This window comes from Pseudomonas sp. FW305-70, assembly GCF_058783925.1.
The window spans coordinates 81,865-107,566 of the sequence record NZ_JBYSYZ010000014.1 but is presented as its reverse complement, the minus strand read 5'-3'; the positions used below and the strand labels follow the sequence as shown (position 1 = coordinate 107,566).

The 25,702-nt window shown below is 60.6% G+C and carries 24 protein-coding genes; 4 read left to right on the top strand and 20 right to left on the bottom strand.

Translation table 11 applies throughout. The features are described 5' to 3' along the window. Nucleotides 1-140 precede the first annotated feature (140 nt). The 6 genes from AC3WN7_RS13600 to AC3WN7_RS13575 all read right to left on the bottom strand — a co-directional run bounded on the left by AC3WN7_RS13600 (nucleotide 141) and on the right by AC3WN7_RS13575 (nucleotide 6,080). The gene (locus AC3WN7_RS13600) at nucleotides 141-944 is read right to left on the bottom strand and encodes an IclR family transcriptional regulator (RefSeq protein ID WP_095966318.1); all 804 of its coding nucleotides are present in this window, start codon (nucleotides 942-944) and stop codon (nucleotides 141-143) included. A gap of 60 nt (nucleotides 945-1,004) precedes the next feature. Further along, on the bottom strand, nucleotides 1,005-2,315 hold the full coding sequence (locus tag AC3WN7_RS13595) for an MFS transporter (RefSeq protein ID WP_102674457.1): 1,311 nt from the start codon (nucleotides 2,313-2,315) through the stop codon (nucleotides 1,005-1,007). Nucleotides 2,316-2,510: 195 nt separating this feature from the next. Then, nucleotides 2,511-3,659, bottom strand: coding sequence for a galactonate dehydratase (dgoD, locus tag AC3WN7_RS13590; RefSeq protein ID WP_007977010.1), 1,149 nt, complete (start codon nucleotides 3,657-3,659; stop codon nucleotides 2,511-2,513). A 45-nt stretch (nucleotides 3,660-3,704) separates the two neighbouring features. Then, a complete protein-coding gene (locus AC3WN7_RS13585; protein ID WP_102674456.1) occupies nucleotides 3,705-4,325 on the bottom strand; it encodes a 2-dehydro-3-deoxy-6-phosphogalactonate aldolase in 621 nt (206 codons plus the stop codon). A 19-nt stretch (nucleotides 4,326-4,344) separates the two neighbouring features. Continuing rightward, nucleotides 4,345-5,337 carry a 2-dehydro-3-deoxygalactonokinase gene (locus AC3WN7_RS13580; protein ID WP_102674455.1) on the bottom strand — a complete coding sequence of 331 codons (993 nt, stop codon included), beginning with the start codon at nucleotides 5,335-5,337 and terminating at the stop codon, nucleotides 4,345-4,347. 260 nt (nucleotides 5,338-5,597) lie between these two features. Continuing rightward, on the bottom strand, nucleotides 5,598-6,080 hold the full coding sequence (locus AC3WN7_RS13575) for a GNAT family N-acetyltransferase (protein WP_007977016.1): 483 nt from the start codon (nucleotides 6,078-6,080) through the stop codon (nucleotides 5,598-5,600). Nucleotides 6,081-6,404: 324 nt separating this feature from the next. On the opposite strand from AC3WN7_RS13575, the gene AC3WN7_RS13570 reads away from it, so the two are divergent. Then, nucleotides 6,405-7,610 (top strand): MFS transporter, encoded by a 1,206-nt coding sequence (locus AC3WN7_RS13570; RefSeq protein ID WP_102674453.1) that lies wholly within the window; start codon nucleotides 6,405-6,407, stop codon nucleotides 7,608-7,610. Nucleotides 7,611-7,691: 81 nt separating this feature from the next. Beyond that, nucleotides 7,692-8,015: a hypothetical protein gene (locus AC3WN7_RS13565; protein WP_102674452.1), complete on the top strand. Its 324-nt coding sequence runs from the start codon at nucleotides 7,692-7,694 to the stop codon at nucleotides 8,013-8,015. A gap of 202 nt (nucleotides 8,016-8,217) precedes the next feature. Here AC3WN7_RS13565 and araH read toward each other — a convergent pair whose 3' ends face one another. The 8 genes from araH to AC3WN7_RS13525 all read right to left on the bottom strand — a co-directional run bounded on the left by araH (nucleotide 8,218) and on the right by AC3WN7_RS13525 (nucleotide 16,595). Beyond that, nucleotides 8,218-9,186: an L-arabinose ABC transporter permease AraH gene (gene araH / locus AC3WN7_RS13560; RefSeq protein WP_102674471.1), complete on the bottom strand. Its 969-nt coding sequence runs from the start codon at nucleotides 9,184-9,186 to the stop codon at nucleotides 8,218-8,220. 12 nt (nucleotides 9,187-9,198) lie between these two features. Next, nucleotides 9,199-10,737, bottom strand: coding sequence for an L-arabinose ABC transporter ATP-binding protein AraG (araG, locus tag AC3WN7_RS13555; protein WP_102674451.1), 1,539 nt, complete (start codon nucleotides 10,735-10,737; stop codon nucleotides 9,199-9,201). A gap of 64 nt (nucleotides 10,738-10,801) precedes the next feature. Then, nucleotides 10,802-11,806: a substrate-binding domain-containing protein gene (locus AC3WN7_RS13550; protein WP_102674450.1), complete on the bottom strand. Its 1,005-nt coding sequence runs from the start codon at nucleotides 11,804-11,806 to the stop codon at nucleotides 10,802-10,804. A gap of 138 nt (nucleotides 11,807-11,944) precedes the next feature. Then, nucleotides 11,945-12,763 carry an SDR family oxidoreductase gene (locus tag AC3WN7_RS13545; RefSeq protein ID WP_007977027.1) on the bottom strand — a complete coding sequence of 273 codons (819 nt, stop codon included), beginning with the start codon at nucleotides 12,761-12,763 and terminating at the stop codon, nucleotides 11,945-11,947. Between the two features lie 274 nt (nucleotides 12,764-13,037). Continuing rightward, a complete protein-coding gene (locus tag AC3WN7_RS13540; RefSeq protein ID WP_102674449.1) occupies nucleotides 13,038-13,913 on the bottom strand; it encodes an SMP-30/gluconolactonase/LRE family protein in 876 nt (291 codons plus the stop codon). A 127-nt stretch (nucleotides 13,914-14,040) separates the two neighbouring features. Continuing rightward, nucleotides 14,041-14,757 carry a FadR/GntR family transcriptional regulator gene (locus AC3WN7_RS13535; protein ID WP_095966307.1) on the bottom strand — a complete coding sequence of 239 codons (717 nt, stop codon included), beginning with the start codon at nucleotides 14,755-14,757 and terminating at the stop codon, nucleotides 14,041-14,043. A 123-nt stretch (nucleotides 14,758-14,880) separates the two neighbouring features. Next, nucleotides 14,881-16,110, bottom strand: a complete 1,230-nt coding sequence (locus AC3WN7_RS13530) for a hypothetical protein (protein ID WP_102674448.1) — start codon at nucleotides 16,108-16,110, stop codon at nucleotides 14,881-14,883. 35 nt (nucleotides 16,111-16,145) lie between these two features. Continuing rightward, a complete protein-coding gene (locus tag AC3WN7_RS13525) occupies nucleotides 16,146-16,595 on the bottom strand; it encodes a YcgN family cysteine cluster protein (RefSeq protein WP_102674447.1) in 450 nt (149 codons plus the stop codon). A 164-nt stretch (nucleotides 16,596-16,759) separates the two neighbouring features. On the opposite strand from AC3WN7_RS13525, the gene AC3WN7_RS13520 reads away from it, so the two are divergent. Beyond that, nucleotides 16,760-17,353 (top strand): nitroreductase family protein, encoded by a 594-nt coding sequence (locus AC3WN7_RS13520; protein ID WP_095966305.1) that lies wholly within the window; start codon nucleotides 16,760-16,762, stop codon nucleotides 17,351-17,353. A gap of 125 nt (nucleotides 17,354-17,478) precedes the next feature. Here the strand turns inward: AC3WN7_RS13520 and AC3WN7_RS13515 are convergent, their stop codons facing one another. The 6 genes from AC3WN7_RS13515 to AC3WN7_RS13490 form a co-directional block, all read right to left on the bottom strand. Next, nucleotides 17,479-18,411, bottom strand: a complete 933-nt coding sequence (locus AC3WN7_RS13515) for a D-2-hydroxyacid dehydrogenase (protein ID WP_102674446.1) — start codon at nucleotides 18,409-18,411, stop codon at nucleotides 17,479-17,481. Between the two features lie 119 nt (nucleotides 18,412-18,530). Continuing rightward, nucleotides 18,531-18,824: a YcgL domain-containing protein gene (locus tag AC3WN7_RS13510; protein WP_095966303.1), complete on the bottom strand. Its 294-nt coding sequence runs from the start codon at nucleotides 18,822-18,824 to the stop codon at nucleotides 18,531-18,533. Further along, entirely contained in the window at nucleotides 18,821-19,954 is a 1,134-nt protein-coding gene (gene rnd / locus AC3WN7_RS13505) for a ribonuclease D (RefSeq protein WP_095966302.1), read from the bottom strand. The genes AC3WN7_RS13510 and rnd overlap by 4 nt, the downstream gene beginning before the upstream one ends. 123 nt (nucleotides 19,955-20,077) lie before the next feature. Further along, nucleotides 20,078-20,728: a class I SAM-dependent methyltransferase gene (locus tag AC3WN7_RS13500; protein ID WP_095966301.1), complete on the bottom strand. Its 651-nt coding sequence runs from the start codon at nucleotides 20,726-20,728 to the stop codon at nucleotides 20,078-20,080. Nucleotides 20,729-20,800: 72 nt separating this feature from the next. Next, complete coding sequence (locus AC3WN7_RS13495; RefSeq protein WP_102674470.1) at nucleotides 20,801-22,450, bottom strand: phosphoethanolamine transferase; 1,650 nt, start codon at nucleotides 22,448-22,450, stop codon at nucleotides 20,801-20,803. A gap of 189 nt (nucleotides 22,451-22,639) precedes the next feature. After that, on the bottom strand, nucleotides 22,640-24,022 hold the full coding sequence (locus AC3WN7_RS13490) for a glutamine synthetase family protein (protein ID WP_102674445.1): 1,383 nt from the start codon (nucleotides 24,020-24,022) through the stop codon (nucleotides 22,640-22,642). Between the two features lie 485 nt (nucleotides 24,023-24,507). On the opposite strand from AC3WN7_RS13490, the gene AC3WN7_RS13485 reads away from it, so the two are divergent. Beyond that, nucleotides 24,508-25,692: a cyanate transporter gene (locus tag AC3WN7_RS13485; protein WP_102674444.1), complete on the top strand. Its 1,185-nt coding sequence runs from the start codon at nucleotides 24,508-24,510 to the stop codon at nucleotides 25,690-25,692. Nucleotides 25,693-25,702 lie beyond the last annotated feature (10 nt).

Here is a 25,702-nt window from a genome sequence, read left to right as displayed (position 1 = left end):
TTTTTGTTGCCTGGCATTGATGCAACAGCACAAACCCCATGTGGGAGCGGGCTTGCTCGCGAAAGCGGTCATTCATTCAACATTGATGTCGACTGATACACCGCTTTCGCGAGCAAGCCCGCTCCCACAAGGGGGTCGAATCAGACCTTGAGGCCCAGCTCCGCTGACAGCCGTGCCGTGACCCCCTTGATCAACGGAATCAGCTCGGCCATTTTCTCCAGCGGCATGTACGGCACGGTACTGGCGATGCTGATGCCGGCGACGATGCGTTTGCTGGCATCGCGCACCGGCGCCGCCACGCAACGGATCGACGGCTCGTTATCTTCCAGATCGAAGGCGTAGCCGCCGGCCACGTACTCGACCATGCGCTGCTCGAACTGCTCCCAGGATTGCTCGGGGTGCTGCGGCCAGAATTGATTTTTCCCACCCACCGGCAGGCTGACTTCGTACAGGCGCTGCCACTCTTGCGGCGAATCATCGAGCATCAGCGCCTTGCCGATCCCGGTGCGCGCCAGCGGCATGCGATGGCCGACCCGCGAACGCATTTCCGGGCCATTGCGCCCCGGGTTCTTGTGCAGGTACAGCACTTCGTCGCCTTCACGGATCGCCAGATGAATGGTGTCGCCGGTCAACGCCGACAACTCATCCAGATACGGCCCGGCCAGGGTCACCAACGGCAACTCTTCGCGGGCCTGAAACCCCAGCTCGATCAGTTTCGGCCCCAGCAGATAACCGACTTGCGGCACCACCCGCAGGTAACGTTCGTCCACCAGGCAACTGGCCAGGCGATGGGTGGTGCTGCGCGTGGTGCCGATCAGCCGGGCGATTTCCTTGAGATCGCGGGCGCCACTGGCCACGGCATGAACCACACCCAAACCGCGAAGCAGGGTCTGGGTGCCGGTCGGTGCGGCGTCCTTGGCGATTTTTGGGGCGTCTTCCTGCATATCCAGCCTTTACCGTTGAGCGAGTGAACGGGCGGCATTATGGTCGCCCGCGTGCCACGACTACAACTTGATACGCTCGACCTTGCCCACCAGCAAGATGTAGGACAGTGCGCCAATCAATGCCAACACCGAGATGTAGGTGATCGCCGGGGCAAAGGAATCACCCGTGGCGAGGAAGCCGATCACGATCGGCGTGGCAATGGCCGCCAGGTTGCCGATGAAGTTGAACACCCCGCCGGTCAGCCCGAGCAAACGCGCCGGGGCGAGCGTCGACACCAGTGACCAGGTGATCGAAGCCAGGCCGTTGCCGAAGAATGCCAGCGCGAGGAAGGCAATCACCAGTGGCGTCGACTCAACGAAGTTGGCGCCGATGATCGAGGTTGAAATCAGCAAGCCGCTGATGATCGGCAACTTGCGGGCGAAACCCACCGTGTAACCGCGACGGATCAAAAAGTCCGAGAAGAAACCGGAGCACAGTACGCCGACAAAGGCCGCGAGAAACGGCAGCGACGCCAACAGGCCGGACTTGATGAAATCCATACCGCGATATTTCACCAGGTAGGTCGGGAACCACGTCAGGAAAAACCACAGGGTCGAGTTGAGGCAGAACTGGCCGAGGTAGATGCCCCAGAGCTTGCGCTTGGTCAGGACAATGCCAAGGTCAGTCCAGCTGAATCTGGCTTTGACCTTGGCCTGTTCGGCCTGGATATCCACCAGCCCGCCGCCCTCGCGGATCAAGTCGATCTCCGCCTGATTGACGCCTTTGAAGTCCCGCGGCTCGCGATACACCGCGTACCAGATCACGGCCCACAGAATGCCTACCGCGCCGGTGGTGACAAACACCATGTGCCAGCCGAATTCGTGCTGCAGCCAGGCCAGCACCGGCGTCAGGAAGGCCAGGCCGACGAATTGCCCGGAGGTGTAGAAACCGATGGCCGTGCCGCGCTCGCGCTCGGGGAACCAGGTGGTGACCACGCGGCTGTTGATCGGATAGGCCGGCGCCTCGAGGGCCCCGACCGCCATGCGCAGCACGAACAGCGCGATGAAGCTGCCGGCGAAACCGAGCATCACGGTGGCAATCGACCACAGCAACAGCGCTGCCGTGTAAAGGATGCGTGGCGGTACGCGGTCTACCAGCCAGCCGCCGGGGATCTGCATGGCGGCGTAGGTCCAGCCGAAGGCAGAGAAGATCAGGCCGACATGAATCGGGTCGATGCCCAGGTCACTGGTCAATGCCGGGGCGGCAATCGACAGGTTGCTGCGGTCCAGGTAGTTGATCACCACCGTGATGAACAACAGCACCATGATGAAAAAACGCTTGCGGCTGGGCGTCACCAAGGACGCCTGCCCGGTGAGGGTTTGCGGTTGCATGGGGGGTGCCTCTTCTTATGGTTATTGAGGTCGATTGAAGTCTTGTGTGTACTCGGATCCACTGCCGATGGAGATCGAGTGTGGGAGCGGGCTTGCTCGCGAAAGCGGAGTGTCAGTCAACATCTATGTTGAATGTGCCGCCCTCTTCGCGAGCAAGCCCGCTCCCACAGGGATATGTGGTGGGTTAGAGATCACTCACCACTCGGCAAAACTGCCATCGGCATGGCGCCAGATCGGGTTGCGCCAGCGGTGGCCGATGGCAGCGCGTTCGATCACGTATTCCTCGTTGATCTCGATGCCCAGGCCCGGGCCGTTCGGGATCTTCACGAAGCCCTGGTCGTAGTCGAACACCCGTGGGTCTTTCACGTAGTCGAGCAGGTCGTTGCTCTCGTTGTAATGGATGCCCAGGCTCTGCTCCTGGATGAATGCGTTGTAGCAAGCCGCGTCCAGTTGCAGGCAGGCCGCCAGGGCAATCGGACCCAATGGGCAATGCAGCGCCAGCGCCACGTCGTAGGCTTCGGCCATGTTGGCGATCTTGCGGGTTTCGGTGATGCCACCGGCGTGGGACGCATCCGGCTGGATGATGTCGACATAGCCTTCGCTGAGCACGCGCTTGAAATCCCAGCGCGAGAACAGGCGCTCACCGAGGGCAATCGGTGTGCTGGTCAGTGGTGCCAGTTCTTTCAGCGCTTCGTAGTTTTCGCTGAGCACTGGCTCTTCGATGAACATCAGCTTGTACGGATCAAGCTCCTTCATCAGCACCTTGGCCATGGGTTTGTGCACCCGGCCATGGAAGTCCACGCCGATACCGACGTTCGGGCCAACCGCATCGCGCACGGCAGCGACGTTGGCCAGGGCCTGGTCAACCTTGTCGAAGGTGTCGAGGAATTGCAGCTCTTCGGTGCCATTCATTTTCACCGCAGTGAAACCGCGTTCGACAGCTTCTTTGGCAGCACGCGCCGTGTCCGCCGGACGGTCGCCGCCGATCCACGAATAGACGCGAATCTTGTCCCGCACCTGACCACCCAGCAGGTCGCTGACCGACACGCCCAGCGCCTTGCCCTTGATGTCCCACAAGGCCTGGTCAATACCGGCCAGGGCGCTCATGTGGATCGCACCGCCACGGTAGAATCCGCCGCGATAGAGCACGGTCCAGATGTCTTCGATGTTGCGCGGGTCCTTGCCGATCAGGTAGTCGGACAATTCTTCGACGGCAGCGGCAACGGTGTGGGCGCGGCCTTCGACCACGGGCTCGCCCCAACCGGTGACGCCCTCGTCGGTTTCGACCTTGAGGAAGCACCAGCGTGGCGGAACGATGAAGGTGGTCAATTTGGTGATTTTCATCTGTTGTCTCTCTTATGGATGCAGCGCTCGCAGCGCCAAAAAGTCTTAGCGAAGGGCTTTCCAGGCAGCGACATAGGCCTTGGCATTGGCCGCCACCTGCGCAGGCGTCATGCCCGGTTTGAACAGACCGGAGCCGAGGCCGAAACCTTTGACGCCCGCGTCGATAAACACCTGCATGTTGTCCGGGGTAATGCCACCGACCGGCGCCAGGATCGTCCCGGCCGGCAGTACCGCCAGCCAAGCCTTGACGACTGCCGGCCCCATTTGCTCGGCCGGGAACAGCTTGAGGATGTCCGCGCCTTCGGCCAGCGCCGCGAAGGCTTCGGTCGGTGTGGCGACACCGGGCGACAGAGACAGCCCCGCCGCTTTCGCCGCACGCAGGACCTTCGGGTCGCTATGGGGCATGACGATCACCTGGCCCCCCGCCGCTTTCACCCGTTCGACCTGTTCCGGGGTCAGCACCGTGCCGGCACCGATCAGGCAATCGGCAGGCAAGGTACTGCGCAGGATGCGGATGCTGTCGTACGGTTCAGGGGAATTGAGCGGCACTTCGATGACGCGAAATCCGGCGGCGTACAGGACTTCGCCGATAGCGGCAGCTTCCTGTGGACGCAAGCCGCGCAGGATCGCGATCAAGCCGTTTTGCGCCAGCGCTTGTTTGAGCATGTCAGACCTCCAGGCAGGTTTAACGGGATGCGGTGGACGAGACCAGACCGGCGGCGAGCGCCAGTTGCCACAATCCGCGTTCGGTGGCCTGTTCGGCCAGGGTCACCCGGGTAAAACCGCAGGCGTCGAGCGCACGGTGGTAGCGGGCACAGAGTTGGGAATTACCGATAAGGATGATCGACGGCAGGTGCACGCTGTTGCGCCGACGCCGCTGGACATTGGCCAGGGCCGACAACTCGTGGCCGATCAGCAGGCCGGACAGATAATCGGCCTGGGCGCAGGCGCTCAATTCGCCGGTCAGGCCCAGGCTACGGGCGCTGAACAGCGTCGACAGCGGACCGGTTTCACCGTCCGCCGACAACGCGACCTGCACGCCACGATCAAACGCATCCCCCTCGAAAGACCCGCCACGCTGCTGGGTGCGCCCGAGAATGCTGTGCTCGCTGAGCACGGCGAAGACTTCGCCGGTCATGAAAGTGTCGAAATGCACGATGCAGCCGTCGGCCACTTCCACCCATTTCGAATGACTGCCCGGCAGGCCGATCAGCAGGTCCGCGCTCGCCTCGCCCGCCGGGTTTTGCAGCACACCGAGCACCTGGGTTTCTTCGCCGCGCATCACGTTCGGCAGACGTGAACGCTCGATGACGCCGGGCACGATGTGCACATCGACGCCACGCAGGCTGCGAACGGTTTGCAAGGAAGTGCCGAGCGTGGCGACGTTCGCCGGCGTGTCGCGGTACGCCGCTTCGCACCAGCCCTGGGCGCTGCCGACCATGCCACAGGCAATCACCGGCAATTGCGGCTGGGCATCGAGCCAGTCACCGCATGCCTCATCGAAAGCCAGTTCAAAACCGTCGGTGCATTCCCGGCCGCCGATGATTCGCGGCGTCTTGGGCAACTGCATGATCCCCGACGCCAGCGAACGCTGTTCGAGCACCTGCCCGCCTTCGGCCAGTTTGTAAGCACGTAATGAGGTTGTCCCCCAGTCGAGCGCGATCAATTGCGCCTGCATCGCTTCACCTGTTTTGGTTTTTGGCAGTGAGTGAGCGGGACTATAAACCCATGCGGTGTAAAATCTCAATATATAAATAGCAATCCCATATATTGAGAAAAAGACAAAAAAAACCACCGCTTACGGTAGCTCCCTGGAACGCATTCCCCTGTAGGAGCTAGCTTGCTAGCGATGGTCGTCAACGATTAAGCGGAAAACCTGACACCCCGTGGTGCTTTCGATTTCTTCGCGAGCAGGCTCGCTCCTACAGGGGATACGGCTCAACTGCCCTCGGCGAACTCGCGCAATACTTTCCCGTCCATCCGATACCGGACCCACTCCTCCTGCGGCTGCGCACCCAGGGATTTGTAGAAGTCGATGGCCGGCGTATTCCACTCCAGCACGCTCCATTCGAAACGGCCGCAGTCGTTGGCGCAGGCGATTTTCGCCAGATGCCGCAACAGGGTCTTGCCTGCGCCACCGCCGCGCTGCTCCGGAGTGATGTAAAGGTCTTCGAGGTACAGGCAATTGCTGCCCAACCAGGTGGAATAGCTGAAGAAGAACACCGCGAAACCGATGGCTGCGCCGTCGCGCAGGCAGATCAGGCCATGGGCCGTGGCGCCTTCGCTGAACAGGCTGCGTTCGATATCGGCAACGCTGGCGATGACTTCATGGCGGGCACGTTCGTAGTCGGCCAGTTCAGTGATGAACGCGAGGATTTGCGGTGCATCACTGGGGGTCGCCGGGCGGATTTCGATCGTCATGGACGTGCCTTGTCAAAAGTTGAAAACGCCATACTAAGGCGACACGTGGCCTGTGGCGAGGGGGCTTGCCTGTGGCGAGGGAGCTTGCTCCCGCCGGGTTGCGCAGCAACCCCAAAAAGAACACTTGAGTCTTTCTGGTGGAACGCAGTCATTGAGAAAGGGCCTGCTTCGCAGGCCAGCGGGAGCAAGCTCCCTCGCCACAACAGCGCAGAGGCTTCACTCCGGCCGCCACTAACCCTGGCATCGATAACCTTGAACCTGACAATCAGGCACTGCGTGGTTAGATAGAGGCGCTGCTCACTTATCCGGTCAAGGAACCGCGTCATGTCTACCGCAACACCCCCAGTCTCAAGCAAGTTGTTCGGCCTGTTTTGCCTTGCCAGTTACCTGTTGTCATTGCCCTATGGCTCGACCTTCCTGCTGTCGCTGCTGATCAACGCGCGTGGCGGCAACGAACACGACGCCGGCAGTGTGATTTCGGCGGCGATGCTCAGCACCTTTGCGGCAGTGATCGTTTCCGGTCATTTGTCCGACTTGCTCGGTGCCGCCCGGTCGGTGACGCTGTTCGGTGTGTTGCTGGTAGCGGCCAGCCTGGGCTTCGCCCTGACCCCGGGCTTCGGCCCTCTGCTGTTGTTTTTTGGCCTACTGCTGGGCCTGGGTTGGGGCGTGTTCTACACCCTCGGGCCGATCATCGTGGCAAGCCTGGTGACACCCGCACAGCGCGCCAGATACTTCGCCCTGCTGTCGGGCAGCATGATGACCGGGATCGGCAGCGGCCCACTGCTCGGCCGCGCCGCGAGTGCCCTCGGGTACCCGGTGACCGCTGCGTTTTATCTGGCGGCGCTGGCCAGCCTGGTCGGTGTGCTGCTGTTCTGGTGCCTGCAGCGGAAATTGAATCAGGCCCCTCTGCCATCGGGCAGCGTGTCGCGGATTTCGTGGCGTGCCGCGGGTCAGGTGCTGTCGTCCAGGGCTGTCTTTGCGATCATCATGGTCGGTCTTGGCGGCTGCGTGTTCGGCGGGCTGTCGAGCTTTCAAACCAGTTATGCCGCAGCGCGCTCGCTCGACTACTCGCTGTTCTTCCTCGGCTTCATGAGCGCGGCGATCAGTGGCCGAATGCTGGTTGCCGGGTTTGTGGTCAAGCGCGATCCATTGCGTGCCTCGTGCCTGCTTTCGGGGCTGATGCTGGCATCGATCGTCATGTTCGGTTTTGTCGTCGACAGCAGCTTCAGCTACGTACTCGCGGCGGTGATGCTCGGGACCGGTTACGGCCTGACCTACTCGGTGATCAACGGCCTGGCCGCCAATGAGGCGCCGCCCGGCAACACCGCGCAATCCTTGCTGCTGTTCAGCCTGTCGTATTTCATCGGTGTGTTCGGCTTCCCCTTGCTGGCCGGGAAAATCATCGTCGAGCAAGGCATGGCCACACTGCTGCTCACCGTGCTGGCGGTTGCTGCGCTCAACTGGTTGATCACCGCAGGCCGATTGATCTGGCGAAGGGCAGCAGCGGTCAGGGCATTGACACAGGCCTGAGCCGTCCGTCGCTAACAACGCACCTATCCCGGGCGAGGACGGACTAATCAGGTAAGGACTCTACCCGTTGGAGACAACACCATGATCCTGTCCAGGTTGACCGCCCTCGCCCTCACCGCCCTGCTGTCTTGTGCCTCGTTCGCCGGGACCCTCGGCTCGAGCACCGGCCCGACCAATCCGGTGGAAAAGCCCAGGGCGCCAGCCATCCAGAGTGCCCCCGGCATGAACACCGACGGCACCACGATCGACCACAACCTGCCTCCGTCCACCGGCACCGACCCGCGCCTCCAGGGCAATGACATGGGGCGTCAGGGCGGGGCGGATTTGCCGGACAAAAAAACGCCCGGCAGCGGTGGTCTCGGCTCGAGCACCACCGAGGACGAGGACAGCAACATCAGCCAATAGTGAAGCCAGGATAAATGTACTGAAGCTGATGGCCCCTTCGCGAGCAAGCCCGCTCCCACAGGATCTATGCCACACCAGCACTCAATGTGTGAAGGCAGAACCCTGTGGGAGCGGGCTTGCCCGCGAAGGCGTCGTCATATCCAACATTTACATTTCAGACAGACCTTCGCGGGCAAGCCCGCGCCTACAGAGGAAATGAATGTCAGCGCTGCTTCAGTCGGTCAATGACCACCGCCAGCAGCAAGATCGAACCGCGAATCACATACTGATAAAACGTATCGATATTCTTCAGGTTCATCGCATTCTCGATGATCGCCAGAATCAACACCCCGGCAATCACGTGCCGGATCATGCCGATCCCGCCACTCAACGAGACCCCGCCCAGTACACAGGCCGAGATCACGGTCAGCTCGAAACCCTGACCGATCATCGGTTGCCCGGAGGTCATGCGCGACGCCAGGATCACCCCGGCCAACGCGCCGATCACGCCATGCACGGCAAAGATGATGATTTTGGTCCGGTCGACATTGACCCCGGCCAGCAACGCCGCCTCCTGATTGCCGCCGATGGCCATGGTGTTGCGCCCGTAGGTCGTGTAGTTCAGCAGCCAGCCGAAGAACAGGAAGCAGATGATGGTGATCAGGATCGGTACCGGCACGCCGAACATCTGGCCGTTGCCGAACACGAAGAACGACTCCTGAGACACCCCCACCGCTTTGCCGTTGGCGAAGATGTAAGCCAGGCCGCGCACTATCTGCATGGTCGCCAGCGTGGTGATCAGCGCGTTGACCCGCAGTTTGGCGATGACGATGCCGTTGATCAGCCCGACGATCAGGCCCATCACCAGCGCTGCACAGACACCGAGAAACACGCTGTCGGTGTCACGCATCACCACCGCCGCAACCACCCCGGCACAGGCAATCACCGAGCCCACCGACAAGTCGAAATGCCCGGACGCCAGGCAATACAACATGGTGCACGCAGCGATCCCGGTGGTGGAAATCGCCAGGCCCAGGCCACGCATGTTCAGCGGCGACAGGAAGTTGTCGATCATCAGGGTACAGAGCACGAAGATTCCGACGGCGGCCAGCAGCATCACCCAGTCATCGAGGAAGCGCCGCAGGTCCAGTGGTTTGCGCGTGGTCGGCAGGGTGTCGTTTTGGGTTGTCATCATAGTCACCTCTCAGTTCGCCACGCCGTCAGCGCGTTGGCGCGGCAAAGCCAGTTGCAGCAGGTTGGATTCGTTGGCCTGGTCGCGGCTCAGTTCGCCACGCAGCGCGCCTTCGCACAGCACCAGGATGCGGTCGGAAATGCCCATGACTTCCATCAAGTCGCTGGACACCACAATCACCGCGATCCCCTCGGCCGCCAGGTTATGGATGATCTGGTAGATCTCGGCCTTGGCACCGATGTCGATGCCGCGGGTCGGTTCGTCGAGCAGCAACACTTTCATCGGCATCGACAGCCAGCGACCGAGAATGGCCTTCTGTTGATTGCCACCGGATAGAAACTTGATCGGCTGCCCGGCGTGTGGTGTTTTTACCTTGAGCGCCTTGATCTGCTGGTCGGCGTTGCCTTTCTCCCACTGGCCACGCAACAGGCAGCCGAAGGTGGAATGGGCGCCGCGGGCGCTGATGTTGATGTTTTCGGCGACGCTGGCCAGCGGCAGGATGCCTTCCTTCTTGCGGTCCTCGGGGCACAACAGGATCCCGGCGGCAATCGCATCCCGGGGTGAACGCAGCTTCAGTTCATGGCCACGCAGTTTCAGCTGTCCGGCGCGGTTTCGCGCCAGGCCGCTGAGCAGGCGCAGCAGCTCGGTGCGACCCGCGCCCACCAGCCCGAACAACCCGAGAATCTCGCCTTTGTGCACCTCGAAACTCACGGGCTCGCGTAACCCCGGCCCAAGCAGACCGTCGACCTTGAGCGCCACCGCACCGCGCTGGCGCGGGCGGTAATCGTAGATGTCCTGGATGTCGCGCCCGACCATGCAGGTGACCAGTTGATCATGGGTCAGCTCGCTCATGTCGTCGAACGTGCACACGTATCGTCCGTCCTTGAACACCGTCACCGCATTGCAGATGCGGAACACTTCTTCCATGCGGTGGGAGACGTAGAGCACCACTTTGCCCTCGTCCCGCAGCCGGCCGATGATCGCCATCAAGCGGTCGATCTCCCGTGCCGAAAGGCTGCTGGTGGGTTCGTCGAAGGCAATCACATGGGCGCCACGGGACAGCGCCTTGGCGATTTCCACCAGTTGCCGTTGCCCCAGGGACAGGCGCCCGACTTTCTCCTGCGGGTCAATCTCATCGGCCAGCCCTTTGAGGCAGGCCAGCGCCTGCTGGCGCAGGGTGCCGCGATTGATCAGGCCGAAACTGGCCGGCAGATGCCCGAGAAACAGGTTCTCCGCCACGGTCATTTCCGGCACCAGATGCAGCTCCTGGTGGATCACCGCGACGCCACTGCCGATGCTGTCGGCGGTGGACTTGAAGTCCATCGTCCGCTCGCCGATCTGCAAGGCTCCGCTGCTGGGTATGTAGGCCCCGCCGAGGATTTTCAGCAGCGTCGATTTGCCGGCGCCGTTCTCGCCCATCAAGGCATGAACCTGCCCCGGATGGGCGACGAAGCTGATGCTGTCCAGCGCCTTCACCCCGGGAAAGGTCTTGCCGATCCCGTTGAAACGCAAGCTGCCGCTGTGTTGTTGTGTATGTGTTTGCGCGTGCATAACCCACCTCTTCAAACCGGACAGGCAGCCTCGTCGCCGAGGCCGCCGCTGAAACCAATGGCCGTCAGTTCCACAGGCCGATCTTTTCCAGTTCCTGCTTGAAGTTGTCGCGGGTGATCAGCGTCACGTCATCCATGGCGGTGTACTTCGCCGGTTCTTTGCCGGTGGTGACCCACTCGTACATCATGCTTGCGGTGTTGTAGCCCTCGATGTGCGGGCTCGGCAGCATCGAACCATAAAAGCCGCTGTCGGGCTTCTTCAGCTCGCCGATGGCGTCGGTACCGTTGATGCCGATGCCGATCACGTTGGCCGCAGCGAACCCGGCGCTCTCGGTGGCGCGCACACCGCCGAGCACGGTGTTGTCGTTCATGCCGCCGATGATCAGGTTCTTCGCTGCACTCGGCAGTTTCACCAACGCCGAGTTGGTGGCGTCCATGCTGCCCGGCACGTCGAGGGTCTTGAGGGCCGAGAACAGGATGTGGTCCTTCGGCATGCCGGCGTCTTCCAGGGCGTTGACCGAACCGTCAGTGCGCTTCTTGCCGGTGTCGAGTTCGTTGTAGGTATTGATCACCGCGTACGTGTCTTTCCAGTCCCAGCCGCGTTTCTTCGCCTCGGTGGCCATGGCATGGCCTTGCTTCTGGCCGACTTCGAACGCAGCCATGCCGAGGTACGGCACGTCTTCCATGAATTTGCCGCTGGCATCGACGAAACGGTCATCGACGGCGATCACCTTCAACCCGTTGAGCCTGGCCTTGGCCATGATTGCCGGGCCGAGGGACACGTCCGGCGGGCAGATCACGAAACCTTTGGCGCCGTTGGCGGCGAGGCTGTCGATGGCCGACAGGGTTTTCTCACCGTCCGGCACGGCGATCTTGATCAGGGTGAAGCCCTTCTCTTTCCCGGCCTTTTCGGCAAACGCCCACTCAGTCTGGAACCAGGGCTCTTCCGCTTGCTTGACCAGAAACCCGATTTTCACTTCCTCGGCCGCCAGCAGCGTGCTGCTCAGGCTGACTGCCGAGACCGCCAACGCGGCACAGCACAGGGAACGGATAGCATGACGACGATTCATAAGCTGACTCCTTGTTATTTTTGTTGAGCGTTCTTTGAAAGCGTTCTGTAAAGCCTGGGCGGTAAACCGTACTGCCAATAGTCATATCGTATGATGATTGACTTTCAGGCGAACCAGGACGCCTGAAAGCCCGGCCACTCAGTCGTGGTACATCACCGAGCGCCCACCATCGATGGTGATGCACGAGGCATTGATGAACGGCGCTTCATCACTGGCCAGGAACACCGCAGTCATCGCCACTTCAATCGGCTGGCCGATGCGTTTGGGTGGATGCAGGTCAAACGCACGCTGGCGCTCAGCGTGAGGATCGGCGAAACCGTTCCAGTAATCGATATTGATCTGGGTTTCGATATAGCCCGGTGCGATGGCGTTGACACGAATGCCCCTGGACGCATATTCGATGCCCAGCGCGCGGGTCAGACCGAGCAAGCCGTGCTTGGCCACCGGGTAGGGAAAGCAGCCCGGTATGATGTGGGAGGAATGGGTCGAGGCAATATTGATGATGCTGCCGATGCCCTGCTCGATCATCTGCGGCAGCACCGCCTTGCAGCCATACCACGCACCATCGAGGTCAATGGCAAAGCAGCGACGCCAGTCTTCCTCGGTCATTTCCAGCGGATCACGGAACACGTTGACCCCGGCGCAGTTGACCAGCACATCGATCCGCCCGTGTCGCTCGACCGCCAGCCTGGCCATCGCCTGCAAATCCTGCGGTTGTGAGACGTCAGCCTTGATCGCCACCACGTCGGCGCCCTGTCCGCGCCAGTGCGCCGCGACCTTCTCGACCTTCTCGGCCTGGATGTCGCTGATGATCAGCCTGGCCTGCTGGGACGCAAAGGTCGCCACAATGGCCTCGCCAATGCCCTGGGCGGCACCGGTCAGCAGCACGACTTTGTCTTTGAGGCGCTCACCCTTGGGCGGCTCGGGCACCGGGGGCAATGACAGCGGTTCAGCCATGGTTCAAGACTCCTGTTCGAAAACACGACGAAAACCGGACATCAGTCGATGGCCGGTCAAAAGGCGTTGTGGAAGAAAACAGGTGAAAGCGAAAACGTTTCAGCTTGAAAACGCTCTGCGGCACTGTCTGCGCAAGGGAGCACGGGGGAATTTCGCTGCATCACTTCACCTGTTTTGTTTTTTTGAGTGTGAGTGCATGTAACTGGTGAGGCCGACTATAAACCCGGCCCGCGACAAATCTCAATATATATATTTGCATCCCATATTGTGGGAGCTAAGCCGCAAAACGCGTGCAACGCTTCCCGGGCACATCCACTGGAATCGACAGCACCGCCCCATCCAGGGGATGGCCCAGCGGACTCGCCGCACTGGTGATGTACAGGGTTTTCAGGTCCTCACCGCCGAACACGCAACTGGTGGGACGACTGATCGGCAGTTCGATGGTCCGGTCGACTTTGCCGTCAGGGCTCAACCTGAGCAGACAGTGTCCATCCCAACGGGCATTCCAGATAAAACCCTCGGCATCCATCGCCGAGCCGTCCGGGCCGCCGCGCCCGTGCGGGCCAAACCAGACCTGCGGCGCATCGAGGGCGCCGTCGCTGCGGATGAAGTGTCGATACATGGCGCCATCGAGGCTGTCGCCGAAATAAACGCGGGTGGCGTCATCGCTCCACAACAGCGTGTTGGGAATGCCCAGGTTGCGCAGTAACGGCACAACCCGCCCGGTACGATCGATGCGAAACAGTCCACCCGAACGGCGCACGATGGGCAGGTCTTCACCCTGTTCTCCGATATTGTTTTGCATGGTACTGAGCCAGAGCCGGCCCTGGGCGTCGCAGCGGGCTTCGTTGGGGCGGTTGCCCGGTTGCGGATCGGCCACGCAGAACAAGGTCAGGCGCGGCGCCAGGCCCGGTGAATCGAGATCGAGCCGATACACGCCACTGCTCAATGTCACCAGCGCGTCGCCGCTTTCACAGGGGATGAAGGCTGACACATGTTCCGGCATCTGCCAGATCTGCACGTTGGCGCCGATCAACCGCAACGCCTGTTTACCCGCGATATCCACCCAATACAGGGCCTGGGTCGGCGCATCCCAGAACGGACCTTCGCCCAGTTTCGCCCGATGCCCGGTAACCGCCGTCAACGTCATGAAACCTCCTGCATGGTTCTTGTTTTTATGATGTAGGACCCAGCTTGCTGGCGATGGTGTGTCAGTCGGTCTCGTGGTAGCTGATAAAGCATCGCGAGCAAGCTCGCTCCTACAGGGGTTCAAGTTCTCAGCTGGCCTTTTTATCGGCCATGACTTGCGGGTAGTAACGCTTGATCGCCAGGGCGGCGTTATCGATCAGGGTCATGCAGGCCCAGACGCCCCGAGCGGTATCACGGGCCGCAATAGCCTCGGCCAGGTCCCGGTGAATCGGCAAGGTGCGGCGCAGTTCATCCGGGTCGGCGGCGGACACTTCAAAGGCCACCGCCAGCAACGCGCCGAGGGCGGGAACCATTTGTTCGATGAATTGATTGTGGCTGGCGGCCAGGATGCACTCGTGGAAGAGCTGGTCGGCACGGTTGTAATCGATGCCGCTGTCCACCGCCCGTTCCAGTGCGTTGCAGGCCAACAGGATCGCGTCCACCTGTTCGCCGGTTGCGCGCTCGCAGGCCCAACGCACGGCCATCGGTTCGATGGTGCGACGCAGATCGAGCAGATCGTCGACGAAGTTTTCCGGCAAGCCGCTGCGCGACAGCCAGCCGACGACTTGCGGATCGAAGAGGTTCCAGCGCCGCACCGGCAACACCCGCGTGCCGACTTTCGGGCCGACTTCGAGCATGCCTTTGGCAACCAGGGTTTTGATCGCTTCGCGGATGACCGTACGGCTCACGCCAAGTTGTTCGCCGAGGTCGGCTTCGACCTTGAGTGACTCACCCGGCCTGACCTGCCCCGTGGCCAGCCAGCATCCCAGCCAGTCGACCGTCGTAGCATGAAAGCTGTTGGACATGAGCACCTCCAAGCCGTATGCGATGGAGGACTACGCTAATCATCATACGATTTGGTGTCAATTTGATTTTTTGAAGAAATCAGAAATCTGATGCGGGAGCGGGTTTGCTCGCGAATGACGGTGTTACTGAATCAACTCGGTACTGAGTACTTTTGAAGACCCACCTATCACGCTCTCGCTGAGCTGAACAAACGCCTGGGTATCGATTTCCCCCTGCTGCATCGCCCCGCGCAACACGTCGTCCAGTGAACGCTTGTTGTGGGTTTTCAGACGAATCTCGCGATCCAGTTCCTGCAGCAACACCACCGCCCTGGCCACCTGCACCGGATTGACCCGATCACTGCGCAGCGTGGTGACTTTCTGGCTGGTCCCGACCAGTGTGCCGTGCAGGCTCTCGTAGCGTTCATCGCTCATGCCGCCGGCCCGGCGCACCAGTTCGATGGCGTAATACTCGGCAAAGCCTTCGCTGATCCAGTCACTGCGCTTTGTGCCGTTGATCCGCCCGAACACCTGAGCCAACTCGCGGACCAGGGCACTGGAGCCGCTTTCGCTGACCAATGGCAGGCGACTGTTGAGGTAGATCGACTCATGCGCCGACCGGCTGCCACGCCACATCGGATCATTGGCCCCGACGATCAGCAGTTTGCCCGGGTGTCGCGGGTACAGCGCCTGCACTTGCGGCCAAACAAAGGTCAGCAGCGTCAGCACATCCATACGCCGCATGCCCTGCCCCAGCGGCGAGGCGACGGTAACTTCAGTCTCGCCCAGACGGGTACGGCGACTGCCAAGCTGGCCGGCGAGCATCCAGCCCGTGGGCCGGTCGAACAGCCTGGAAGGGTTATCGATACGGAACTTGTTCTGGCCGATCCGTGGCCACGCGGTTTCGACGCTTTTCCAGCCACCGGGCAGCTCGAATTCAAGGCGTGAAACCAGTTCGATGCCATCCTGTTGATCGAGCCTGGCAGGCGGCACCAGATCGTCGCCGCGCATCAATGCCCAGTTTGGCGTCATGCGAGCATCAAAGCTGCCGTTCTTGCGCCCATGGTTGATACTCACCCGATACGTCAGGCTGGCCTTGTCAGTCGCTGGACGCCAGACACCCCGCGCCGCTTTGCCCGGGGTCAGTTGCCATTGGCCGTCGGCCTTGAAATCGCTGTAGTGGCTGCCGTCGCCCAAGTCGAAATCCAGGCTGCGTACCGCCGAGCCCTGGGCGAGCGTCAGGCGCACTTCGGCCTGATCGTTCTTCGGCAACAGGCGCACGTGATAATCCAGATCGACCTTGTTCGCTGCCCATACGGGCGCACTCACGGCCAGTAATCCAACGCCCCACGCCTGCCGCCATCCCACAGCCATACACACTCCTTCGTGGAAGGTTGAACCTCAGGCAGTCAGCCCGCGCGGAAAATCAGGTGATCCTCCCAGTCGTCTTCCGGCACGCTGCCTTCGGCGAGCATGCGCCCGGACTGGGAAATCCGCTCGTGATGCACGGCATCGCGATCACCGCACACCAGGTGATGCCACAACGGCAGGTCCTTGCCTTCGCTGACCAGACGATAGCCGCACGTCGGCGGCAGCCATTTGAATTCGTCGGCCTTGCCCGGCGTGAGCTGGATACAGTCCGGCACAGTGTTGCGACGGTTAGGATAATCCGTGCACTGGCAGGTTTTCAGGTCCAGCAGTTTGCAGGCGATGCGCGTGTAATAGACGCTGTTGTCGTCTTCGTCTTCAAGCTTTTGCAGACAGCACAATCCACAGCCGTCGCACAGCGACTCCCATTCCTCCTGATCGAGTTGATCGAGGGTCTTGCGTATCCAGAACGGTTCTACTTTGGCGGCCATGGTTCGAGCATCGACATCAGGTGGTGAAAAGGCCGCCAGTCTAGTGCCCGAAACCCCGTGGGCCAAGCATTGGCGACTGTCGGTAGAACGGGCTTGTCAGTTTCTGCGCTGCCAAGTAGGGTTTTTCGTCGCTCCCACTTTCAAAACCTGCAAGGAATCTCTTGATGAGTGCCAACCCACGCGTTGCCGATTACACCATTGACCCTCAGTTCACCGATCGCTGGTCGCCCCGCGCCTTCACGGGCGAAGCCATTGCCGAAGAAACCCTGCTGAGCTTCTTCGAAGCCGCGCGCTGGGCACCTTCGGCCTACAACTCGCAACCCTGGCGCTTTCTTTACGCACGTCGCGATACGCCGAACTGGGAACGCTACCTGGGACTGCTGAACGAATTCAACCGCAGCTGGGCGCAACATGCTTCGGCCCTGGTGATCGTGATTTCGAAAACCACCTTCACCGCGCCTGGCGCCACCGAAGAAACCCCGGCCCTGTGGCACACCTTCGACACCGGTTCCGCCTGGGGCCACCTGGCCCTGCAAGCGAGCCTGAGCGGCTGGCACACCCACGGCATGGCCGGCTTCGACCAGGAACTGACCCGCAAAGAGCTGAACATTCCTGAAGGCTACGCCCTGCACGCCGCCGTCGCGGTGGGCAAGCTGGGAGACAAGGCCAGCCTGGCGGATTACCTGCAGGCCCGCGAAGTGCCAAGCCCGCGTCGTCCGTTGAGCGAGTTGGCGGCTGAAGGCGACTTCACTCTCTAAGCCACACCGAAAAACCAATGTGGGAGCGGGCTTGCTCGCGAATGCGGTGTATCAGTCACTGTGATTGTCGACTGACACACCGCATTCGCGAGCAAGCCCGCTCCCACACTTTGATCGCATTGGATTTAATACCCGCGATCGAAATCCACTTCCCCGCGCAACGCCTCTCCCGCCTCAAACGCCCGCAGGTTTTCGACAAACAGCTTCACCATCATCGACGGCGAAGTCGGTGCCGAACTGTGGCCGGTGAGCAGCAGGCCCCAGGCTGTCCAGAACGGATGCCGCTGGGGCAATGGCTCCTGACGGCACACGTCGATCACCGCGCCCGCCAGATGCCCTTCCTTCAAGGCTTCCACCAGATCCGCATCGACCACCGCCACACCGCGCCCGGCATTGATGAACAACCCGGTCGGCTTGAATTGCTTGAACAGCGCCGCGTCGTAGATATCGTGGGTTTGCGGCGTATTCGGCAGCAGATTGACCACGTAATCGACTTCACCGACCAGCCGCGGCAGATCCGCCAGTGAACCGACTTCGATAAACGGTGCCTGTTCCCGCGCGCTGCTGGCAACGCCATACAGCTCGACACCGAACGGCACGAGGAACTGCGCGACACTCTGACCGATATCACCGGTGCCGACGATCAACACCTTGCGCCCCGCCAGGCTCTGGCCATGGCGGCTGTCCCATTTGCGCTCGACCTGACTGACCAGTCGCGCCAGCACTTCACGTTCGTGACCGAGCATATAGGTGAGCACGTATTCGGCCATGACTTGCCCGAAGATGCCCACTGCACGGGTCAATCGATAGTGCCGTGGCAAGCCATCGGCCAGCAGCGGCGTAATGCCGGCCCAGGTCGATTGCAGCCATTGCGGTTGATGGCCCTGGCGTAACAGGGTCGCCAGCAGATCAGGCTGGCCGAGCCATACCGGACAATCGGCGGCCTGGCCGGCCAGTTCGGCGGAATCACCGCTGGTCAGCACCTCCAGGTCCGGTGCCGCCTCGCGCAACAGTTGGGCGTACACGGGGTGGTCGTGTTCAGCAATCAGGACGCGCATGCTTCAAACCTTTCAAAAACGGTGCAGACGGCAGCCGACAGAGCGCTGCTCGGTCGATGCTGCCATCGCTAAAATCAATCAGTGTTTCATAACCACGCTGAACAGAGCCTGTCTGCCATTCACACCGGATCGTTGCGGCGCAACAATTCTTCCGGCAAGTGCTCGATGTACTCGTCTTCGGCAGGCGGCATTTGCAGGTGATAACCCTGTTTCTCGAGGTTATCCAGCACGACCGTGATGTCCTCGCGCGACAGCTTGCGCTCCGGGCTCAGTACCAGGTCGAAGGCATGGATAGCCTTGCCGAAGGCGGCCATCAAGGCATCCGGCACACGCTCCAGAGCATCGCTCTTGAGCACATACAGGTACATTTCGTTTTTCTTCGAGCTGCGATAGATGGAGCAAATACGTTTCAAGGCTGTTCTCCGGCGGTGACCAGGCTGTCTAGCAGCGCCTGGCCCATCAATTCGCGGCGCCAGCCACGCAGCGAATCAGGCAATTGGTAGGGACCATTGGGGAAGCCGCTCTTGAGCAGCGCTTCCAGGGTTTTCTTGCGCAGCATCAGTTCCGGCGCAATGCTCAGGCGCTCGGCCTCAGCCTGGCCGATGGCTTTGAGCTGCTTGAGCAACACGGCAGCGTCCACCGGCAGCGGCTCCGGCACGGCTGGCGGCCATTGATCTGGCGACACACTGCCAGAGCGCTTGATCAGATCAAGCAGAAACTCACCATCCTGACGCACGGTACGCGGGTGCATGTCTTCGATTTTCGCCAGGGCGCCGAGATTATCCGGTTGCGTACGCGCCAGCGGCCACAACGAATGCTCGCGGATGATCCGGTTGCGCGGCAGGTCGCGGGCACGGGCTTCCTTTTCGCGCCAGGCGCAAAGTTCACGCAATACCGCGAGTTGGGCGCGGGACAGCTTCCAGGCCAGCTTGGCATCGCGATAGACCTCGTACGGATCTATCTCGCGACGCAGGTTGGCCACCAGTTCGGCACCGTCTTCCAGAACCCAGGCGTATTTCTCGTCAGACAGCTTTGGACGCAGCTTTACGAAGACTTCGGCCAGGTGCACGGCGTCTTCGGCGGCATAGCTGATCTGGGTTTCGGAGAGCGGACGTTGCAGCCAGTCGGAACGGGTTTCACCCTTGGGCAGGTCGATGCCGAGCACTTCCTGCACCAGGCGTGAATAGCCCATGGAGAAACCGAGGTTCAGGTAAGCGGCCGCCAATTGCGTATCGAACAGTGGCGCCGGCAGGCTACCGGTCAGGCGTAGCAGGACTTCGAGGTCTTCGCTGCACGCGTGGACAACCTTGACCACGGCCGGATTTTCCAGCAACGCGGCCAGAGGCTGCCAGTTGTCGATGGTCAGCGGATCAATCAGGTAGGCACGTTCGCCATCGCCGACCTGCAGCAGGCCTGCGATCGGGTAGAAGGTGTCGACCCGCATGAATTCGGTATCGAGGGCAACGAATGGCAGTTGCTGCCACTCGGCACAAAACCGACCGAGGCTATCGTTGTCGCGAATCCAGTGAATATCGATGGCCACACGGCTCTCCCTTGAAGAATGGCGCGCAGTATATATCGCCCCCGGCGATTTCCGCGCATCCACTGAACAAGAGCGTTAGCGAAAACTGCTGCGTGACATGAAGAATAGTCCGACAAGGTTGGCCTAGCGGGTCTTACCCAGCACGTAGACCCGCATTTGTGCACAACCGGGGAAAAAATCCTGATGGCTGAGCAAACGGAATCCCGCCTGCCTGAACTCGCTTTCGACCCCGGCCTTGCTCGGTAACGGCCCCTCCAGGCTTGAATGCGCGCCCTTGAAACGTCCGTCGAGGCGCACCGCGACAATCACCGTATCGCGACTGACCCGGTAAAACTCGCCCAGCATCGCCAGACGATGCTCCGGGCTGTAAAGGCGTTGAAACAGTTGCATGCAAAAAATGCAGTCGACCGCGTTCTCCGACAAACCAATCGAGAAGGCGGAGCTTTGAAAGGTCTTGATCCGCTTCAACAGGCTTTGCGGGTGATGTGTGCGGGCATGATCGAGGATGTCCTGGGACGGGTCCGTCGCGAGGATCACCCGATTGGCATGTTCGGCCAGCACCGACCAGAAACGCCCTACACCACAAGCAACGTCAAGGATCAGGCCCGGCTCGCCAGCGACGTTAAGCGCATTACGCACCAGACGCGCCTCACGCCAGAGCAGCAGACGCCCGGTCAGGCCCGGCGCTTGCGGCTGAAGGCAGACGCGCGCGTGTTCCTGGTCGTAGCGCCGGGCAATCTCAAGCTCGATGGCGGATGGGGGTTGAGCGGACATGTGCAATGGCTCTTGATAAACGTTCAACAGGCCGCAGGTCGGCAGCCATCGAGTGAAACAAAATCGGAGCACTCAATCCTTGGCCAGCACACCGTCGGTCACCGGGCCACGACATCCGGCAAACATGTCCAGATCCCGGTTGTAGACCTTGCTGTTGACCTCCAGCAGCCCAAGCATCGAATGGAACAGGTTGTCCTGGCTCAGGGGCTTTTCACGACTTTGTTGCAGGCAGCGGGTATCTACCGCAAACGACTGTTTATAGCTGTCGGAGAACCAGGCAAACATGGCCACATGTTTTTGCTGCTCCGGTGCCAGCATGTAAGGCGTGCCGTGGAGGAACAAGTTGTACTCACCCAGGGATTCGCCGTGGTCCGACAAGTACAGCATCGCAGTGTCCACTTTGTCCTGGTTGCCGCGCAGCAGATCGATCAAGGTCGACAGCACATGGTCGGTATAGACCAAGGTATTGTCGTAACCATTGACGATACTTTCGCGACTGCAATTGTTCAGGGCATTACTCTCGCAAACCGGGGTGAAACGCTCGAACTCTTTCGGATAACGCTTGAAGTACTCCGGACCGTGGCTACCCATCTGGTGCAATACCAGCACGGTGTCCTTGTCCAGGGTATCGATGAAATGTTGAAGTCCCTGCAGCAGGATTTCGTCGCGGCATTCACTGTTGGCGCACAGCGCCGGGTCTTTCAGATTGCTGACGTCCTGGAGGGTGACGCGATCGCATGCACCCTTGCAACCCGACTGGTTGTCACGCCAGATCACGTCGATGCCCGCATGCTTGAGCACATCCAGCAGGCCTTCTTCATTCTTGGCCTTGCTGGCGTTGTAGTCCTTGCGCCCCATGTTGGAAAACATGCAAGGCACCGATACGGCGGTTTCCGTACCGCAGGAGTGCACATCGGTGAAAGCGATCAGGCCATCTTCCTTGCTCAGTTTCGGCGTGGTGTCGCGGCTATAGCCAAAGATGCCGAAGTTCTCCGCCCGGGCACTTTCCCCCACGACAAGCACCGTCAGGGATTTGCGCCCGTGAGTTTGCCAGAGCGTATTGCGCTGAGCATCTTCACCGATCTTGACAAAGGGTTGCCGCGCAGTCGCTACTTTCTCGCGCAATAAACCAGCCGAGGCACCAATGTAGTTGCTTGGCACCACCATCAAACGCAACTCGTGGTGATTGCGAAACAGCGAAGACAAGCCTTGATAGTTAACCAGTGCAATACCACCAATGACGGCCGCAGAAGCAAATATCACCAGGACTTTACTAAGCAGCTCACGGTGCCAACGACGATAATTAATCGGTGCCTTCCACAATAGCCATGACGGCAATACACCGAGCAGCACAATATAAACAAACAACTTGAGCGACAGTAAGTCGCGTACTTCCGTAGCATTGGTTTCAGCGAAGTTACGCAACATGCCGGTGTCGATCAGGACACCATACTGGCTCATGAAATACGCCACGCCCGCGCTGACCATGAACAGCAGGGTCAGGACCGGCTTGAGCACCGGCCGGAAGGCCAGCAGCGTCAGCACGATGTTGAAAGCCGCGAAGATCATCATCCCGAAGGCCACGCGCATGACGATGCCTTTGCCATCGGACGTGGTGATTTCGAACAGGTGTTGCCAGAGTACAAAGTTGAAGCCAACCAACAAAAATGCACTGGCAATCAGTGTCACCCATTCGGGGCGCACGGCTTTAATCTTAAACATGAGGTTCGGCGAGTCCTGAAAAGAAGTGCCTTCGGTCAATGTGAAAATTTCATTGACCGAGACAGTTCAAATTTTAGGAAGCCAACCATCAATTTTTTGTGAAAAAGAAGCCAACAATTAGTTGGCTTATAACACCTGCCTGAAACTTCAGACTATTTGAGAATAGTTCAGCTTTGGTTCAGTTTCGGCTCAAGCCTGATGCAGGTACCAGCGCCAGTCCTGCTCACCCACTTCCCCCATGAACTGGCGGTACTCGGCGCGTTTCACCGCCAGGTAGACACCGAGGAACTCGCCGCCGAAGGCTTCCCTGGCCCAACTGGAACCTTCCAGCGAACGCAATGTGGTCAGCCAGTCCGTCGGCAACAGTTTCGCGGCCTGGGCGTAGCCATTGCCCTCCACCGGCGCACCCGGGTCGAGTTGTTCGCGGATACCGCGATGAATACCGGCCAGAATCGCTGCAGCCGCCAGATAGGGGTTGGCATCCGCGCCACAAATTCGATGCTCGATGTGCCGGGAATACGCCGGCCCGCCAGGGACACGCAAACTCACGGTGCGATTGTCCACACCCCAGGTGGCTGCCAGCGGCGCATAGCTGTTGGCCTGGAATCGACGGTAGGAGTTGGCGTTGGGGCAGAACAGCAACAGCGAATCGAGCAAGGTACTGAGCATGCCGGCAACAGCCTGCTTGAGCAGGGGCGTTCCATCCGGGGCTTCGCTGGCAAAGAGGTTGTTGCCGTCCTTGTCCGCCAGACTCACGTGCATATGCATCCCGGTGCCGGCCAGGTCATCGAATGGCTTGGCCATGAAGCACGCTGTCATGCCGTGCTTGTGCGCCACCCCTTTGACCAGACGCTTGTAACGCACCGCTTCGTCCATGGCCTGCAACGCGTCGGTGCGGTGTTCGAGGGTGATTTCCACTTGCCCCGGCGCGTATTCGGAAATGGCCGTGCGCGCCGGAATCCCCTGGAGCTTGCAGGCGCTGTAGAGATCGGCCAGGAAGGGTTCGATCTGCTCAAGCTCGCGCAATCCATAGACCTGTGTGCCGCGCGGACGCCCGCCATCGACATCCCGTGCCGGTTGCGGCCGGCCATTGCTGTCGCGTTGCTGATCCAGCAGATAGAACTCCAGTTCCGCCGCCATGACCGGGTAATAGCCGTCTGCCTGCAACCCTTCGATGACTTTCGCCAGTAAGTGACGGGGATCGGCAATGGTAGCGGGCATCCCCTCAGTCGGGTGCATGCTGATCTGCACGGCCGCGGTCGGTATCAGACGCCACGGCATACGCGTGAGGCTGCCGCTGATCGGGTAGGCCCGGCAGTCGATATCGCCGACATCCCAGACCAGCCCGGAGTTTTCCACGTCATCGCCGTTGATGGTCAGGCCGAGGATGGTGCTCGGCAATGGCCGCCCGCTTTCATACACCGCCAGCAACTCGTCACGGTGCAGCAGCTTGCCCCGCGGCACACCGTTGTTGTCGAGGATGAACAGCTCGAACATTTCAATATCCGGGTTCTGTTCCAGAAAGGTCAGGGCTTCAAGCCGGGTGGCGAACGAGGTCGTGGCACAACTCATGGGAATTCTCTTTTTCCGTGTTTGACGGGTGCACAAAGGCACACGCACTTTAATTCCGGTACCTACCGGAATATGTAGGAACGATCAGCGGAAAAAGCAGGAATCCGGCGGGCGCGCATGTCGGCAATGCCACAGCGCCCAGAAGGCCAGTTCAGAAGGAAGTGCAGAGAGGCTTGGTGCGGTGGCAGGCGTGAATCGACGACCAAGGCTCGACGCACGAGCGCCGATGGTTGCCTTGAAGTGGATTGCGACTGGCCAACCGTCCATAGAGAGAACCGCAGAAAACAGATGACCGGCAGCGTCACACGATGGGTTCCGTCGTTAAATCAGGATTTGAAGAACCTTGGATGTCGTCTGGCTAAACATTCAACGGTGTCCGTATGACCGCGCGCCTATTTAATTTCCAAATACATCACCAGACTTTCTGATTTGCGGCCTTGCGGCCTCGCGCGCCTAATCGCACCTCTACCGTTCAAGGTCCGATCATGGAAAACACCCGCGCGACTACCCGCCCTGCCCTCTGGCTGATGTTCAGCATTGTTCTCGTCGCCCTGAACCTGCGTCCCTCCATGGCCGCCGTCGGACCTTTGCTCTCGGCAATTCGCGAGGACATCCCGCTGAGTTTCAGCCTGGCATCACTGCTGACCCTGCTGCCGGTCATGGCCATGGGACTGGCGATGTTTTTCGGACTGCGTGTCAGCCAGCGTCTCGGTGAACATCGCACTGTCGTCCTTTCGTTGCTGATCATAGGCATGGCCACGGTGTCGCGCCTGTTTCTCGATTCAGTCGCCGAATTGATCCTCAGCGCCGTACTGGCAGGTATCGGCATCGCCCTGATCCAGGCCCTGATGCCTGCGCTGATCAAATCCCGCTTCAGCGACCACGTTGCCTTGTGCATGGGGCTCTACGTCACGTCGATCATGGGCGGTGCCGCCCTGGGTGCGTCCTTTGCCCCGCTGGTGATGGCGTCTAGCGGCAGCTGGCGTATGGGCCTGGCGATCTGGGCCGTACTCGCCGTGCTGGCATTGCTCTTCTGGCGCAGCCAAAGCACCGGGATGCCGACACCGAATTCGAGGGCATCCAGCAAAGGATCGTTCTTCGCCAATTCCCGCGCGTGGTTACTCGCGATCTTCTTTGGCCTGGGCACTGCGTCCTACACCTGTGTTCTGGCCTGGCTGGCGCCGTACTACGTGGAAAAGGGCTGGAGCGAGCAACACGCCGGATTGCTGCTCGGGTTTCTGACCGCAATGGAAGTGCTGTCGGGCCTGCTGACGCCCTTCATCGCCAATCGCAGCCGCGACCGCCGAGTCGTGCTGATGGCCTTGCTGGCACTGATCATCGCCGGTTTCTGCGGACTGATTCTGAGCCCGCGGCACTTGAGCCTGATGTGGCCATGTCTGCTGGGGCTGGGCATTGGCGGGCTGTTTCCGATGAGCCTGATCGTATCGCTGGATCACCTGGACAATCCATTGCGCGCCGGTGGCCTGACCGCATTCGTGCAAGGCATCGGCTACCTGATCGCCAGCCTGTCGCCTTTGCTGGCGGGGATCATCCGCGACCGGCTCGGCAGCTTTGAATGGGCCTGGTGGTCACTGACGGCGGTCATGGCGCTGATGATGTTGATGGTTTTGCGCTTCAACCCAAGGCACTACAGCCGCCACATCCACTGACCCGGAGCCT

Bases quoted from the DNA above. Each gene is read 5' to 3' on its own strand.
- AC3WN7_RS13600 (WP_095966318.1), bottom strand. From the start codon at position 944: ATGCAGGAAGACGCCCCAAAAATCGCCAAGGACGCCGCACCGACCGGC.
- AC3WN7_RS13595 (WP_102674457.1), bottom strand. From the start codon at position 2,315: ATGCAACCGCAAACCCTCACCGGGCAGGCGTCCTTGGTGACGCCCAGC.
- dgoD (WP_007977010.1), bottom strand. From the start codon at position 3,659: ATGAAAATCACCAAATTGACCACCTTCATCGTTCCGCCACGCTGGTGC.
- AC3WN7_RS13585 (WP_102674456.1), bottom strand. From the start codon at position 4,325: ATGCTCAAACAAGCGCTGGCGCAAAACGGCTTGATCGCGATCCTGCGC.
- AC3WN7_RS13580 (WP_102674455.1), bottom strand. From the start codon at position 5,337: ATGCAGGCGCAATTGATCGCGCTCGACTGGGGGACAACCTCATTACGT.
- AC3WN7_RS13575 (WP_007977016.1), bottom strand. From the start codon at position 6,080: ATGACGATCGAAATCCGCCCGGCGACCCCCAGTGATGCACCGCAAATC.
- AC3WN7_RS13570 (WP_102674453.1), top strand. From the start codon at position 6,405: ATGTCTACCGCAACACCCCCAGTCTCAAGCAAGTTGTTCGGCCTGTTT.
- AC3WN7_RS13565 (WP_102674452.1), top strand. From the start codon at position 7,692: ATGATCCTGTCCAGGTTGACCGCCCTCGCCCTCACCGCCCTGCTGTCT.
- araH (WP_102674471.1), bottom strand. From the start codon at position 9,186: ATGACAACCCAAAACGACACCCTGCCGACCACGCGCAAACCACTGGAC.
- araG (WP_102674451.1), bottom strand. From the start codon at position 10,737: ATGCACGCGCAAACACATACACAACAACACAGCGGCAGCTTGCGTTTC.
- AC3WN7_RS13550 (WP_102674450.1), bottom strand. From the start codon at position 11,806: ATGAATCGTCGTCATGCTATCCGTTCCCTGTGCTGTGCCGCGTTGGCG.
- AC3WN7_RS13545 (WP_007977027.1), bottom strand. From the start codon at position 12,763: ATGGCTGAACCGCTGTCATTGCCCCCGGTGCCCGAGCCGCCCAAGGGT.
- AC3WN7_RS13540 (WP_102674449.1), bottom strand. From the start codon at position 13,913: ATGACGTTGACGGCGGTTACCGGGCATCGGGCGAAACTGGGCGAAGGT.
- AC3WN7_RS13535 (WP_095966307.1), bottom strand. From the start codon at position 14,757: ATGTCCAACAGCTTTCATGCTACGACGGTCGACTGGCTGGGATGCTGG.
- AC3WN7_RS13530 (WP_102674448.1), bottom strand. From the start codon at position 16,110: ATGGCTGTGGGATGGCGGCAGGCGTGGGGCGTTGGATTACTGGCCGTG.
- AC3WN7_RS13525 (WP_102674447.1), bottom strand. From the start codon at position 16,595: ATGGCCGCCAAAGTAGAACCGTTCTGGATACGCAAGACCCTCGATCAA.
- AC3WN7_RS13520 (WP_095966305.1), top strand. From the start codon at position 16,760: ATGAGTGCCAACCCACGCGTTGCCGATTACACCATTGACCCTCAGTTC.
- AC3WN7_RS13515 (WP_102674446.1), bottom strand. From the start codon at position 18,411: ATGCGCGTCCTGATTGCTGAACACGACCACCCCGTGTACGCCCAACTG.
- AC3WN7_RS13500 (WP_095966301.1), bottom strand. From the start codon at position 20,728: ATGTCCGCTCAACCCCCATCCGCCATCGAGCTTGAGATTGCCCGGCGC.
- AC3WN7_RS13495 (WP_102674470.1), bottom strand. From the start codon at position 22,450: ATGTTTAAGATTAAAGCCGTGCGCCCCGAATGGGTGACACTGATTGCC.
- AC3WN7_RS13490 (WP_102674445.1), bottom strand. From the start codon at position 24,022: ATGAGTTGTGCCACGACCTCGTTCGCCACCCGGCTTGAAGCCCTGACC.
- AC3WN7_RS13485 (WP_102674444.1), top strand. From the start codon at position 24,508: ATGGAAAACACCCGCGCGACTACCCGCCCTGCCCTCTGGCTGATGTTC.